Origin of the sequence: Vibrio sp. MarTm2 (assembly GCF_027587055.1) — a bacterium.
In the GTDB taxonomy this organism is placed as follows: Bacteria; Pseudomonadota; Gammaproteobacteria; order Enterobacterales; family Vibrionaceae; genus Vibrio; species Vibrio sinaloensis_D.
On sequence record NZ_JAPPTK010000005.1, the window covers coordinates 1 to 13,060 of the forward strand.

The 13,060-nt window shown below is 47.2% G+C and carries 10 protein-coding genes; 4 read left to right on the forward strand and 6 right to left on the reverse strand.

Annotation, left to right across the window (positions count from 1 at the left end; genetic code table 11):
- Positions 1-421 precede the first annotated feature (421 nt).
- Positions 422-1,429 carry a class II fructose-bisphosphatase gene (gene glpX / locus OH458_RS11815; protein WP_038141173.1) on the reverse strand — a complete coding sequence of 336 codons (1,008 nt, stop codon included), beginning with the start codon at positions 1,427-1,429 and terminating at the stop codon, positions 422-424.
- Positions 1,430-1,722: 293 nt separating this feature from the next.
- Between glpX and zapB the strand changes: the two genes are divergently transcribed.
- Positions 1,723-1,965 (forward strand): cell division protein ZapB, encoded by a 243-nt coding sequence (gene zapB, locus OH458_RS11820; protein WP_269978500.1) that lies wholly within the window; start codon positions 1,723-1,725, stop codon positions 1,963-1,965.
- A 68-nt stretch (positions 1,966-2,033) separates the two neighbouring features.
- On the opposite strand, the gene metF is transcribed toward zapB, so the two are convergent.
- From metF to OH458_RS11835, 3 genes are all read right to left on the reverse strand, one after another.
- Positions 2,034-2,927, reverse strand: a complete 894-nt coding sequence (gene metF, locus OH458_RS11825) for a methylenetetrahydrofolate reductase (protein ID WP_038141175.1) — start codon at positions 2,925-2,927, stop codon at positions 2,034-2,036.
- A 242-nt stretch (positions 2,928-3,169) separates the two neighbouring features.
- The gene (locus OH458_RS11830; protein WP_269978501.1) at positions 3,170-5,581 is read right to left on the reverse strand and encodes a bifunctional aspartate kinase/homoserine dehydrogenase II; all 2,412 of its coding nucleotides are present in this window, start codon (positions 5,579-5,581) and stop codon (positions 3,170-3,172) included.
- Positions 5,581-6,747 carry an O-succinylhomoserine (thiol)-lyase gene (locus OH458_RS11835; RefSeq protein WP_269978502.1) on the reverse strand — a complete coding sequence of 389 codons (1,167 nt, stop codon included), beginning with the start codon at positions 6,745-6,747 and terminating at the stop codon, positions 5,581-5,583. Before OH458_RS11835 ends, OH458_RS11830 begins: the two co-directional genes overlap by 1 nt.
- 218 nt (positions 6,748-6,965) lie before the next feature.
- On the opposite strand from OH458_RS11835, the gene metJ reads away from it, so the two are divergent.
- Positions 6,966-7,286, forward strand: coding sequence for a met regulon transcriptional regulator MetJ (gene metJ, locus OH458_RS11840; RefSeq protein WP_038141179.1), 321 nt, complete (start codon positions 6,966-6,968; stop codon positions 7,284-7,286).
- Between the two features lie 128 nt (positions 7,287-7,414).
- Here metJ and OH458_RS11845 read toward each other — a convergent pair whose 3' ends face one another.
- Both OH458_RS11845 and rpmE read right to left on the reverse strand, forming a co-directional pair.
- Positions 7,415-8,692 carry a malic enzyme-like NAD(P)-binding protein gene (locus OH458_RS11845; protein ID WP_039627101.1) on the reverse strand — a complete coding sequence of 426 codons (1,278 nt, stop codon included), beginning with the start codon at positions 8,690-8,692 and terminating at the stop codon, positions 7,415-7,417.
- A 256-nt stretch (positions 8,693-8,948) separates the two neighbouring features.
- Positions 8,949-9,167: a 50S ribosomal protein L31 gene (rpmE, locus tag OH458_RS11850; RefSeq protein WP_004743259.1), complete on the reverse strand. Its 219-nt coding sequence runs from the start codon at positions 9,165-9,167 to the stop codon at positions 8,949-8,951.
- Between the two features lie 308 nt (positions 9,168-9,475).
- On the opposite strand from rpmE, the gene priA reads away from it, so the two are divergent.
- Both priA and cytR read left to right on the forward strand, forming a co-directional pair.
- Positions 9,476-11,677, forward strand: coding sequence for a primosomal protein N' (priA, locus tag OH458_RS11855; RefSeq protein ID WP_269978503.1), 2,202 nt, complete (start codon positions 9,476-9,478; stop codon positions 11,675-11,677).
- A 353-nt stretch (positions 11,678-12,030) separates the two neighbouring features.
- Complete coding sequence (gene cytR, locus OH458_RS11860; protein ID WP_269978630.1) at positions 12,031-13,038, forward strand: DNA-binding transcriptional regulator CytR; 1,008 nt, start codon at positions 12,031-12,033, stop codon at positions 13,036-13,038.
- Positions 13,039-13,060 lie beyond the last annotated feature (22 nt).

Consider the following 13,060-nt stretch of genomic DNA (forward strand, 5'->3'; position numbering starts at 1 on the left):
CTTATACTAAGCCCTAGTCGAAAGACTAGGGCTTTTTTACGTTTCAGATTTCCGAAAATACTGCGTACTTTTTCACGTGCCGGAATATCGAACCATCGAGCCCGTGCGTTCACCCATGGAATCGAGTATCAATTCAATCACTTTGCTACTTATTTGAAAGCCTAGTCATTCTGAACCGCCAGTCTAAAGACGTCTTTGACCTGTAACTTTCCTGCCACTGAATCTATAACAATAAGCTTCGTTTCATGCTTGCATACTAATCATTAGAAGAAAGTTTAGGTTGAGGCTTTTATTACTTGTTGAGGGCTCTGGAAGGGATACAACGATGTTAAATGCAGGCGCATTCTTTCAATTCCCAAATTGTTCCGGATACAAAAAAGGCCAGCAGAAGCTGGCCTTAACTCATAATATTCGATAAGAGTTAGAGAATAATATCTCTGACTTCTGGGTCTTTACGTTCAAGGTAGTGAATTGATTTGATACGGCGAATCGTACGGCAACGGCCGCGAATCAATAGAGTTTCTGTTGTTGCGATATTGCCTTGGCGTGTAATACCTTCTAATAGGTCCCCTTTAGTGATGCCCGTAGCTGAAAAAACAACATTATCACTGCGCGCCATGTCTTCCATCTTCAAGACTACATTCGCTTCAACACCCATCTCTTCACAGCGTTTTAGCTCTGCGGCGCCGTAGATGCGGTTTTCTTCGCTATCCCCTTTCACTTCATGTCGAGGGAGTAGTCGTCCATTCATATCACCGTCTAGTGCACGGATGACTGCGGCGGAGACGACGCCTTCTGGAGCGCCACCTACACAGTACATCGCATCAACTTCACTGTCTGGCATACAAGTCAGGATCGACGCTGCTACGTCGCCATCAGGCACGGCAAAGACTCTGACACCCATTGATTGCATTTCAGCAATGACATCATCATGACGTGGCTTTGCGAGTGTTATGACGACCAAGGTATCGAGTGTCTTGTTCAGTGCCTGAGCAATATTCTCTAGGTTCTCTTTTAGTGGCTTATGGAGATCGATACAGCCTTTTGCGCCAGGACCAACAACGAGTTTCTCCATGTACATATCTGGCGCTTTCAGGAAGCTTCCTTTCTCTCCCGCAGCAAGAACGGCTAAAGCGTTAGACTGCCCCATTGCGGTCATACGCGTCCCTTCAATAGGATCGACTGCAATATCAACCTCATCGCCCCCGATACCGACATTTTCTCCGATATACAGCATTGGCGCGTCATCGATCTCACCCTCACCGATCACAATTTCACCACTGATCTCTGTTTTGTTGAGCAGTGAGCGCATCACCTCAACAGCGGCCCCATCGGCGGCGTTTTTGTCGCCTCGGCCAAGCCATTTATAGCCTGCTAATGCAGCGCCTTCTGTTACTCGAGAAAATGCCATTGCTAAATCGCGTTTCATGATAGCTCCAAAGTAAGGGGGAATGAGAAAATCGGCAGGATTCTAACACAATGACAGGAAAACGTTTGCTATTTCGTGTAATTTGAATTGAACTCGATCAAAGCAGCGTCGAAATTCCTCGGGTTCGCACTTTGAATCTCTTTCAGTCAGGGGATTGTCAAGCTGTGCTGTTTTTTTGACCGAATGGCACAAAATATCGAATATAGGGCGTGTTTATCATTCTCGGGCTGAGTAGAATGAAGGTATTGAGTGGAGAGCCCTTCACATAAACGAATAACTAAAGGTAGGCTAAGATGTCTTTTGAAGTACTAGAACAACTAGAAGCGAAAATCCAAACAGCAGTCGACACTATTTCTTTGCTACAGATGGAAGTTGAAGAGCTGAAAGAAGAGAAAGAAAAGCTTGCTCTTGAGGCAAATGAGCTACGTTCTAGCCGCGAAGAATTGGAGAAAAAGGCTCAACAGATGCAACAAGAACATGCTGCATGGCAAGATCGCATCCGTAACCTTCTAGGTAAAATGGATGAAGTCGAGTAAGTTGAACACTTATCTGTGACTGAATTGAAAAAAGGTTGGCGAATGCCAACCTTTTTGCGTTTTATCGATTATAAAGCGGAAGGTCGAACACCTAGCGTATGACACAGAGCGTATGTCATTTCCGCACGATTTAGCGTATAGAAATGGAAATCTTTCACACCTTCACGGCTCAGTACTCGAATCATGTCAATCGCTTGGCTTGCACCAACTAGCTGGCGAGTTGTCGGATCATCATCCAGACCTTCAAACTGTTTAGCCATCCAACTTGGTACTTTTACGTTATTCTGTGCAGCAAAGCGTGAGGCCTGCTTAAAGTTTGAGACTGGAAGAATACCAGGAACGATTTCAACATCGATACCTGCTGCAACACAACGGTCACGAAATCGTAAGTAGCTCTCTACATCAAAAAAGAACTGGGTGATGGCACGGTTTGCTCCAGCGTCGACTTTGCGTTTTAGGTTCAGAAGATCAGCTTGCGCACTTTTCGCCTCAGGGTGGACTTCAGGGAAAGCGGCAACCGAGATATCAAAGTCATGACGTTCTTTTAATAATGTTACAAGATCGGAGGCGTACATCTCGGGCTTACCACCACCCGGAGGGATATCGCCACGCAGTGCAACAATGCTTTGAATGCCGTTATTCCAATAGTCATCAGCGATTTGAATTAGTTCTTCACGGTTCGCATCAATACAGGTTAAGTGTGGTGCTGCGACCAAGCCAGTTTCAGCTTTGATTTCTTTGATGATTGAGTGGGTACGGTCACGTTCGCCTGAGTTAGCTCCATAGGTCACAGAAACAAACTTCGGCTTTAGTGTTTTTAGGCGGTGCACAGAGTTCCAAAGCGTCTCTTCCATTTTCTCGCTACTTGGCGGAAAAAATTCAAATGACACATTGATGTTGTCAGAAAGTTCAGCGATATTCTGGTTTAAGGCGTCAATATGACCTGCGTGTGTGTATCCCATCTTACTCTCCCTGTGGCAACTCTGCCCGCTCAAATTCAAATCCTTAAATTGACGTTTAGACGTCTATATGTCCACAGAATGTCTTGGATACCATTTAATGTCAATAATCTAATTATGAATTTTATTCAACTTGAACATGAGCGATATTGAAGTTCACTTTACTGGAGTTCTCTGTCTATGATTTTAGACAGAGTTTGCGAGTCAGGATGAAAAAGGGCTGTATAAGACAGCCCTAGGTAGGTTTAAAGGAAGCTAGAGAGTAGATTGAGATCCGATTGAATCGCGCCAGAGGTCACTTCTCTTCCTGCGCCTGGTCCACGGATAACGAGTGGATTGTCTTTGTACCATTTGCTCTCAATCGCGAAAATGTTGTCACATGGCAGTAGATTAGCCAGTGCATGTTCTTTGCTTAATGCTTCGACGCCGACGCTCGCTTGGCCATTTTTCTCGAGACGGGCAACGTAACGAAGCACTTTGTCTTCACGCTGGGCTTTCTTGAGTCGTTCCGCAAGTAGTTCACTGAGCAATTGGCTCTTGTCTAGAAAGTCATCGAGTGAGAGCGCTGCCAACTCTTCAGGAACTAGACTTTCGACCTTGACGGCTTCTGGCTCTATGGCTAATCCTGCTTCGCGGGCAAGGATAACCAGTTTGCGCATAACATCCGAACCATCAAGGTCGTTGCGTGGATCGGGCTCGGTAAGGCCTTGTTGCCAGGCTAAATCAACTAACTCGGCAAAAGGTACCGAACCATCATACTGCTGGAAAAGCCATGAGAGCGTTCCAGAGAAGATTCCTGACAGTGCTTGGATATCATCCCCACTTTCTCGTAAATCACGCACTGTGTGGTTGATAGGAAGTCCTGCACCGACAGTTGCGTTGTATAGCCAATGGCGATTTATCTTTGCGAAGGCATCTTGGACTTGATGATAATATTTGCTTGAAGCCGAACCCGCGACTTTGTTCGCCGATACTAGATGCATACCTTGCTCTGCAATTTTCAAATATTGGCTTGCCAGCTCTTTGCTTGCGGTGACATCCAAAACGACGACATCATCGTAACCTTGAATCGCACCAAGCTTGGTAATCCACTCTCCAGGTTGATACTCGGTGGCTTCATCGTCAAAGTGGGCACTCACAGTTGCGGCATCAATACCTTGCGGGTCGAACCAATATGTTTGGCTGTCGATGACAGCAACTAACTCAAAGTTCATACCGCGGCGCTTTTCTAGTTCGGTTTTTTGTTCAGCAAATAGGGTTAGCCAACTTGACCCTATATTCCCTTTGCCACACAGGGCTATGCCCACGCGTTTTTGAGCTTGGAACAACTGGCTGTGAATAGCTTTTACCAACGGAGTGGTGTCGGCTTTGCGTAAAACGGCGACTAAGCTCAAGCCAGATTGAGATTCAGAAACAAATTCAACAGGCGATGATTTCAGCTTTTGATAGAAACCATAGCAGTGGTTGGCGTTTTTGGTCACTCCCGCACCTACTGCTGCAACCAATGAGTAGCCTTCCTTTAATTTAATTTCCGCTTCGATTGCGGCATCTTGCAGGTGTTCTAGCGCACCGCCGGCAATTTCTGCGGTGTAAGCAAGACGCAGGGTATGCTGATCGTGTTGAACTTCATAGGTCAATGGCTCAAGCTGAGCGCGTTTCAGGCTTGAAAGGACTTCTTTTTCGAGTCGAGAAAAATCATGACCCGCAGAAAAATTGAGTTGGATAAGCAGTACTTCACTGAGTGAGGAAATGATTTTTGCTCCTCGACCAGAAGCCAATACACGCTCTATGCGAGTCGACCCCGACTCTGGCTCGTAGCTACAGCGAAGATGCAGATCCATTGCGCTTTGAGCGACAGGTTGTAACGTTCTGCTATGCAAGACAGGGGCAGCGAGACGAGCGAGTTCACTGGCTTCATCCAGTCTGAGTAATGGCAGTAAACATGCATCACTCACGATACGTGGATCCGCGCTGTATACCCCAGCAACATCACTCCAGATAGTCACGCGGCTGACTTCAGCCAGTGCCCCGATGACGGTGGCGGAGTAATCGGAGCCATTTCGACCAAGCAGCACGGTTTGGCCGTGGTTATCTTGCGCCATAAAGCCAGTAATCACCACTCGGTGATGAGCATGCTGTACCAACACTTCCTTTAATAGCGGGTATGACGCACCTCTGTCGACTTCTGGTTGAGTCCCGACCTCTGCTCGTAAGAAGGCGCGAGCATCTTGTGCAACGGCGTTTAGGTCGCTTTGGTTAAGGAGCGCCGCTAGGAGACGAGATGACCATACTTCACCGTGGCCAAGTACCGCCGCTTTCTCCGCTTCAGTGAGTGGTGCGGTCAATTCGCCTAATGTTGAAAACTCATCATGAAGTATTGCCAACAAGGCATCTTGTTCGTCTGATGTGATCAGCTCTTCAATCAAGGAAGTTTGGAATTGGCGGAGGTTTTGTAGCACTTCATGCGCTAGTCGACCATCTTTATTGAGGGATTCAAGAAACTCGATCAGTCGATTGGTGGTTTTTCCTGCTGCAGAGACGACAATCAGGTCTTCGCTGTTGGAGTACTCTTTTAAGATGGTGACTACGCGGCGGTAACATTCGGGATCGGCGAGGCTACTGCCGCCAAATTTGTGCAGCTGACGAGAAGCAGTCATTAGCATGCCTCCTTGGTTTGATTAAAGGCGCGGTCTAAGTCTGCAATTAGGTCATCGGCATCTTCCAAACCGACTGACAAGCGGAGCAACTGATGAGTGACTCCCGCTTCTGCAAGCGCCTCTTCACCCATCGCTCTGTGCGTCATCGAAGCTGGGTGACAGATCAAACTCTCTACGCCACCCAAAGACTCGGCTAGTGAGAAGAGTTCGAGCTGGCCAACGAAGTGTTTGAGCTGCTCAAAGCTTCCTGCAAACTCAAAGCTGAGCATAGAGCCAAAGCCAGACTGCTGTCGTTTAGCTATTTCGTGTCCTGGATGATCCGGAAGACTCGGATGATAAATGGTTCCAACAAGGTCTTGGTTTTTGAGGTACTCAAGGATTTGCGCCGAGCTTTCTTCATGCACCTTCATGCGAGCCCCTAAGGTGCGTATGCCACGTAGGGTCATATAACTGTCAAATGGAGTACCTGTCGCGCCGATACAGTTGCCCCACCAAGCAAGCTCCTCTGCATGTTGCTCGGTTTTAGTCACGACCACGCCACCAATGACATCTGAGTGGCCATTAATGTACTTGGTGGTTGAGTGAATAACGAAGTCTGCGCCTAATTCGAGAGGCTTTTGGAACACTGGTGTTAAAAAGGTATTGTCGACACCGACGAGTGCACCAACCTGTTTTGCTTTGGCGCATACTTTTGCGATATCGACTACGCGCACTAAAGGGTTGGAAGGGGTTTCAATCAGGATGAGTTTCGGCTTTAGCGCAATGGCGGCATTGAGCGCTTGTTCGTCCGATTGATCAACAAACTGCACTTGGAAGTCACCTTTCTGTGAGCGCGTGTTGAATAAACGGTATGTGCCACCGTAGCAGTCATGAGGCGCGATGATGAGGTCATCTGGGCCCAAAAATGCAGACACCCATAAGTTGAGCGCAGAGGTGCCACAATTTGTCACTACCGCGCCTTTGCCTGACTCTAACTCAAACAATGCGGTTTCAAGCAAGCCGCGGTTTGGGTTGCCTGAGCGGGTATAGTCATACTGAGGAACTTCACCAAATGCTGGAAAGCCATAGTTTGTCGAGAGGTAAATAGGGGGAACAACAGCGTGGTGTTGAGTGTCTGATTCAATACCAGTACGTACGGCAATGGTGGCTGGCTTATGGGCGCTCATAAGTGTTTCCTTTCGAACAGTGGTGACAACTTGTAGGGAATACGATATACCTGATGGATGTTAGATATATGTTATTCCATCTCCATATCTCACCACTTTACTTCTCATTTTTAGAGACGTCAACACTTCTAGACGTCTATATGTCTTTGCTTGTGGCTATAAATACCGCTAAAATTGCGCTTTACTCAACTAAACATAAAAATGAATTAAGGTGCGCAATGGCAGACTGGAATGGCGAATACATAAGCCCATACGCTGAGCATGGAAAGAAAAGCGAACAAGTAAAGAAGATCACGGTTTCTATTCCATTGAAAGTATTGAAGGTATTAACGGATGAGCGTACTCGTCGTCAGATTAATAACCTACGCCATGCAACAAACAGTGAGCTATTGTGTGAAGCATTTTTGCATGCCTATACCGGTCAGCCACTACCAACGGATGAAGATTTAAGAAAAGATCGTCCAGATGATATCCCTGCAGAAGTGAAAAAACTGATGGAAGAAATGGGGATCGAGTACGAAGCGTTTGACGAAGAATAAAAACACGCCTTGGTTAGTCCATAATTGGTAACAAACGCACCTCTTAATTTGCTGTCGTCGATTTGTTTCAGATACTAAAAAGCCGCTGACTTTAGGTTAGCGGCTTTTGGTTTTCAGAGGCGTGACGATTACGCTTCCATGTAACCTTCAGGCATATCGATACGCGCAACACCAGAGTCAACGGCCGCTTGTGCCACAGCTTTAGCAACGCGAGGTAGTAGGCGAGCATCCATTGGTTTTGGAATGATGTAGCTTGGTCCAAATTCTAAGTGCTCTGCGCCCGCAGCTTTAAGGACTTCCGCCGGCACTTCTTCTTTCGCCAGTTGACGAATCGCATCAACCGCTGCCAGCTTCATTTCATCATTGATTTCACTTGCGCGAACATCCAACGCACCTCGGAAGATGAATGGGAAGCAAAGAACGTTGTTCACTTGGTTTGGATAGTCAGAGCGGCCTGTACCCATGATGAGGTCATCACGCACTTCATGCGCCAGTTCCGGTTTGATCTCTGGATCAGGGTTAGAACAAGCAAACACAACAGGTTTGTCGGCCATCAGCTTTAGAGCCTCAGCCGGAAGTAGGTTAGGACCAGATACACCTAAGAACAGGTCCGCGCCTTCGATCACATCTTCAAGCGTGCGTTTATCTGTATTGTTGGCGAATAGCTGCTTGTACTCATTTAGGTCGTCACGACGAGTATGAATGACCCCCTTACGGTCAAGCATATAAATCTTTTCACGCATCGCGCCACATTTGATCAGTAGCTCCATACAAGCTACAGCGGCAGCACCTGCGCCCAAACAAACGATCGTCGCCTCTTCTAGCTTTTTACCTTGTAGCTCGATCGCGTTAAGCATGCCCGCCGCAGTAACAATTGCAGTACCATGTTGGTCGTCGTGGAAAACAGGAACATCACAACGTTCAATCAGTTGCTTTTCAATTTCGAAGCAATCCGGTGCTTTGATGTCTTCTAGGTTAATACCACCAAAGGTGTCAGCAATGTTGGCGACGGTATCAACGAACTCTTCAATAGTGCGGTGTTTGACTTCAATATCAATCGAGTCCAAACCAGCGAAGCGTTTAAATAGCAGTGATTTACCTTCCATAACTGGTTTTGAGGCCAGCGGACCTAAGTTACCTAGACCAAGAATCGCAGTACCGTTTGAAATAACCGCAACCATGTTGCCTTTAGACGTATATTTGTAAACATTGTCTGGGTTTTGCGCGATCTCACGAACGGGCTCCGCTACACCTGGGCTATATGCTAACGCGAGGTCAGTTGCGGTCTCCGCAGGTTTGGTTAGTTCAACAGAGATCTTACCGGCTGTTGGGTAAGCATGGTAATCCAACGCCTGTTGACGGAATTGTTCTTCAGGGGATAGTTCTTGGTGATTGTCAGATGACATAGGTGTAGGTACTCGTTATTAATGTTTGGAAAGGGGGAATCCATTCTAGAGTAACTAAGTCAAGCTGCAAAGGTCAGAATGCGACCTGTAACGCCAAAAGGTGTCAATTCACTGGAGATTAGACCAGATGAATAGAGATGTCGCTAGGAATTCTCAATATTGATGAAGCAATACACTGTGTTAATAAAGACTTTTCTGAACGTGAAAAACAAAAAAGGACGCCAGAGCGTCCTTTTTAGATTCGGTTAAGAAGTAATTACTTCTTGCTTGATAGAGCACCGAAACGCTTGTTGAAGCGATCAACACGGCCGCCTGTATCAACGATACGTTGCTTACCAGTGTAGAACGGGTGACATTTGTCACATACGTCTAGGTGGATTGACTCTTTAGCTAGAGTTGAGTTGAACTCAAAAGAGTTGCCACAAGAACATGTTGCTTTAACAGCTTTGTACTCTGGGTGGATACCAGCTTTCATGGGAGAACCTCTAATATAGGCCGTGTCGCTATCCGAATCTTAGCCGGACACCACACGTAGTTAAAAAATAGCTTGGATACCGCTGCCATTGGCGAGCCATATCTCTAAGGCGCGCTATAGTAATGAATCCATCTCTCTGAATCAACCCGTTTACAGAGAAAAGTGCTACTTTTTTAGCCGAATATGGCAAAGGTGCTTGTTGGTATTCTCTCAAGCTAAGTTTTGGTCAACAAATCCCGTCTCTTTCTACTTTTGACCTTTTCCCTTACACTGGTTTGGTCTCACTTTACACTTCTTTAATGGCTATTATGCGACCAACGATTGCGCGAGTGGCGTTACCTGTTCCACTGGACAAACAGTTTGATTATCAGATCCCTTCACATGCTTTTCCGATTATCGGCGGGCGAGTGTCGGTGCCGTTTGGTCGACAAACTCTGGTTGGTGTGGTTACCGCATTGGTGAATGAGTCGGAATTTGGTGTTGATAAGCTCAAACCGATCAAACAAGTACTTGATAGCCAACCTGTATGGCCAGATACGCTTTACTCTTTGTTGTATTGGTGTAGCCAGTTCTATCAGTACCCGCTGGGCGATACCTTACTTAATGCTATGCCGAGTGCCTTAAGAAAGGGCAAGCCTGCCGATTTTGCTGCGCTGGTGGAGTGGCAACTGACGTCGCTGGGGCGTGACCAATTCATGCAGGGGTTCGGTCGAGCAGTACAACAGGCGAAAGTGATGCACATGCTCGAGCTTGGATCGGTTCCTCACCAGGCGTTTATTGATCAAGACATCAGTTCTAGCGTTCTAAAAACGTTAAGTGAGAAAGGGTGGATAGAATCGATTGAGCGCAAACCCGTCATTCGAGATTGGAGCCAAGACGTTGAAGCGCCTGTTGAAAAGCCGAAGCTCAACACCGAACAAGCGGTGGCGATTGCGACCGTCAATAGTACCGATGGTTTTGGGTGCTTTTTGCTGGAAGGGGTGACGGGGTCAGGTAAAACCGAAGTGTATCTCAACTTGATAAAACCTGTACTTGAGAAAGGAAAGCAGGCGTTAGTCCTGGTTCCGGAAATTGGCCTTACTCCTCAAACCATCAATCGATTCAAAAAGCGTTTCACGGTTCCTGTTGAAGTAATTCACTCTGGATTGAATGATAGCGAAAGATTGAACGCGTGGCTGTCGGCTCGAGACAACGCGGCGGGGATTGTTATTGGTACTCGGTCAGCATTGCTCACGCCGTTTCACAACTTGGGCATTATCATCGTTGATGAAGAGCATGACGCTTCGTATAAACAGCAAGACAGTCTCCGCTACCATGCTCGGGATGTTGCGGTTATGAGAGCGAACAAAGAGCAGATTCCCATTGTGCTTGGCTCTGCGACCCCTGCGCTGGAAACGCTCCACAACGCACTGCAAGGCAAGTATCACCATTTGATCCTCTCTAAGCGTGCGGGTAATGCGACGCCAACCACCAACAAAGTACTAGATATCAAAGGATTGTACTTAGAGAGTGGTCTCTCTGCGCCTTTGATTGCCGAAATGCGTAAGCACTTACAGGCTGGCAATCAAGTGATGCTGTTTCTTAACCGACGTGGCTTCTCTCCGGCTCTTATGTGCCATGAATGCGGTTGGATTGCAGAATGTAAACGCTGTGATGCCTACTATACCTACCACCAGTACAGTAATGAGATTCGTTGCCACCACTGCGGGTCTCAGCAACCCATTATTCATCAGTGTCAAGGATGCGGCTCGACACACTTGGTGACGGTTGGTGTCGGAACTGAGCAATTAGAAGCACAACTCGCGCAGCTATTTCCAGATTACAAAGCGATACGGATTGACAGAGACAGCACTCGCAGAAAAGGGAGCCTTGAGTCGGCGCTCTCTGCGATCCGAAATGGTGAGTATCAGATCCTTATTGGAACCCAGATGCTTGCTAAAGGGCATCACTTCCCCGATGTCACGTTAGTCGGTCTGTTGGATGTCGACGGCTCTCTCTACAGCAGTGATTTTCGCGCTTCTGAACGTTTAGCTCAGCTATTCATTCAAGTTGCTGGCCGGGCAGGGCGCGCGAGTAAACCTGGGGAAGTTGTGCTGCAAACTCACCACCCAGAGCATAGCTTGTTGCAGGCGCTATTAACTAAGAGTTATCGTCATTTTGCAGAGACCGCGCTTCAAGAGCGTAAACTGGCGATGCTACCGCCGTATACATTCCTTACCTTGTTTCGAGCTGAGGCCAATCAAAGCCCATTGGTTGAAGAGTTTTTGCGTCAAGTCCGTCACACCCTAGAGGCTCATCCGCTGTTTGATGATGGCTGCCAAGTGTTAGGACCGACGCCCGCTCCCTTGGCCAAGCGTGCAGGTAAATACCGTTGGCACTTACTACTGCAAACCCAGCAACGCTCTACGATGCAAAAATTACTGTCGAGCGCCAAGCCTGTCATTCAAATGCTGCCTAGCGCGAAAAAAGTGCGTTGGACTTTGGATATTGAACCGCAAGATCTCAGCTAGTCCTTTTGGGAGATTCATTCGTTTGCGTTATCAATGTTGGATTAATTAGTTGCTGCAAGATTAATGATTTGCATGTTTTTCATTTATTTGTGATTGAGATCTTGTTTGAGCTGCTCGTTTTGTTAAATCTCCCGTAACTTTGAATGACGAAATGAATAAACTAGACCAAGTATTAATTGACTATGCCCACGATATCGCGGCAAGTTAATCGTTTGCTTCGCGCAAATGAACCATAAGAATGAGCTTTAGCTCATCATCGTCACTCCCGACAATCAGAACGAGAGGATGTGACTCAACAAGGTTTAGGTGGCACCGCGCTACCAATGTTGGAAATTGAAGAGGGTAAAATTTTTATGGCGACAATGAAGGATGTTGCCCAGCTAGCAGGCGTTTCGACAGCGACGGTTTCTCGTGCGTTGATGAATCCCGAAAAAGTGTCTTCTGCCACCAGGAAACGAGTAGAAGATGCAGTGCTAGAAGCTGGATACTCACCGAACTCTTTAGCGCGTAATTTGCGTCGCAATGAGTCCAAAACTATCATTGCTATCATTCCAGACATCTGTGATCCCTATTACACAGAAATCATCCGTGGAATCGAAGACGCAGCAATGGAACATGGCTACATCGTTTTACTTGGCGACAGCGGCCAACAGAAAAAACGTGAAAGCTCATTTGTGAATCTCGTCTTTACCAAGCAGGCAGATGGCATGTTGCTACTTGGTACCGACCTTCCTTTTGATGTCAGTAAGCCAGAGCAAAAAAACCTGCCTCCGATGGTGATGGCATGTGAATTTGCACCTGAGCTAGAGCTTCCTACAGTTCATATCGACAACTTAACATCGGCGTTTGAGGCGGTGAACTATCTGACGCAAATGGGGCACAAGCGCGTAGCACAGATTTCGGGTCCAGAATCCGCGGTTTTGTGTCAGTTCCGTAATCAAGGTTATCAACAAGCGCTGCGCCGTGCGGGCATCACCATGAACGCCAACTACTGCACTAATGGAGACTTTACCTTTGAAGCTGGTGCAAAGGCGGTTCGTCAACTACTTGCGCTCAAAGAGCCGCCTACCGCGGTATTCTGTCACAATGATGCGATGGCCATTGGCGCGATCCAAGAAGCGAAGAAGTTAGGGCTACGGGTCCCACAAGATTTGTCTGTCGTTGGCTTCGATGACATTCAGTTCGCCCAGTATTGCGATCCGCCGCTAACCACGATTTCTCAGCCACGGTATGAGATTGGACGCCAAGCCATGTTGATGATGCTTGAGCTGCTTCGAGGGCATGATGTACGTGCTGGTTCAAGGCTGCTCGAGACGAGTCTTGTGGTGAGAGAGAGCGCGGCGCCACCAAGAGTACTGTAACGACAACCAAAAGCGGTGCATT

What these genes read in the sequence shown, in the direction of transcription:
- glpX (WP_038141173.1), bottom strand. Translation starts at nt 1,429, where the DNA reads ATGAAACGCGATTTAGCAATGGCATTTTCTCGAGTAACAGAAGGCGCT.
- zapB (WP_269978500.1), top strand. Translation starts at nt 1,723, where the DNA reads ATGTCTTTTGAAGTACTAGAACAACTAGAAGCGAAAATCCAAACAGCA.
- metF (WP_038141175.1), bottom strand. Translation starts at nt 2,927, where the DNA reads ATGGGATACACACACGCAGGTCATATTGACGCCTTAAACCAGAATATC.
- OH458_RS11830 (WP_269978501.1), bottom strand. Translation starts at nt 5,581, where the DNA reads ATGACTGCTTCTCGTCAGCTGCACAAATTTGGCGGCAGTAGCCTCGCC.
- OH458_RS11835 (WP_269978502.1), bottom strand. Translation starts at nt 6,747, where the DNA reads ATGAGCGCCCATAAGCCAGCCACCATTGCCGTACGTACTGGTATTGAA.
- metJ (WP_038141179.1), top strand. Translation starts at nt 6,966, where the DNA reads ATGGCAGACTGGAATGGCGAATACATAAGCCCATACGCTGAGCATGGA.
- OH458_RS11845 (WP_039627101.1), bottom strand. Translation starts at nt 8,692, where the DNA reads ATGTCATCTGACAATCACCAAGAACTATCCCCTGAAGAACAATTCCGT.
- rpmE (WP_004743259.1), bottom strand. Translation starts at nt 9,167, where the DNA reads ATGAAAGCTGGTATCCACCCAGAGTACAAAGCTGTTAAAGCAACATGT.
- priA (WP_269978503.1), top strand. Translation starts at nt 9,476, where the DNA reads ATGCGACCAACGATTGCGCGAGTGGCGTTACCTGTTCCACTGGACAAA.
- cytR (WP_269978630.1), top strand. Translation starts at nt 12,031, where the DNA reads ATGGCGACAATGAAGGATGTTGCCCAGCTAGCAGGCGTTTCGACAGCG.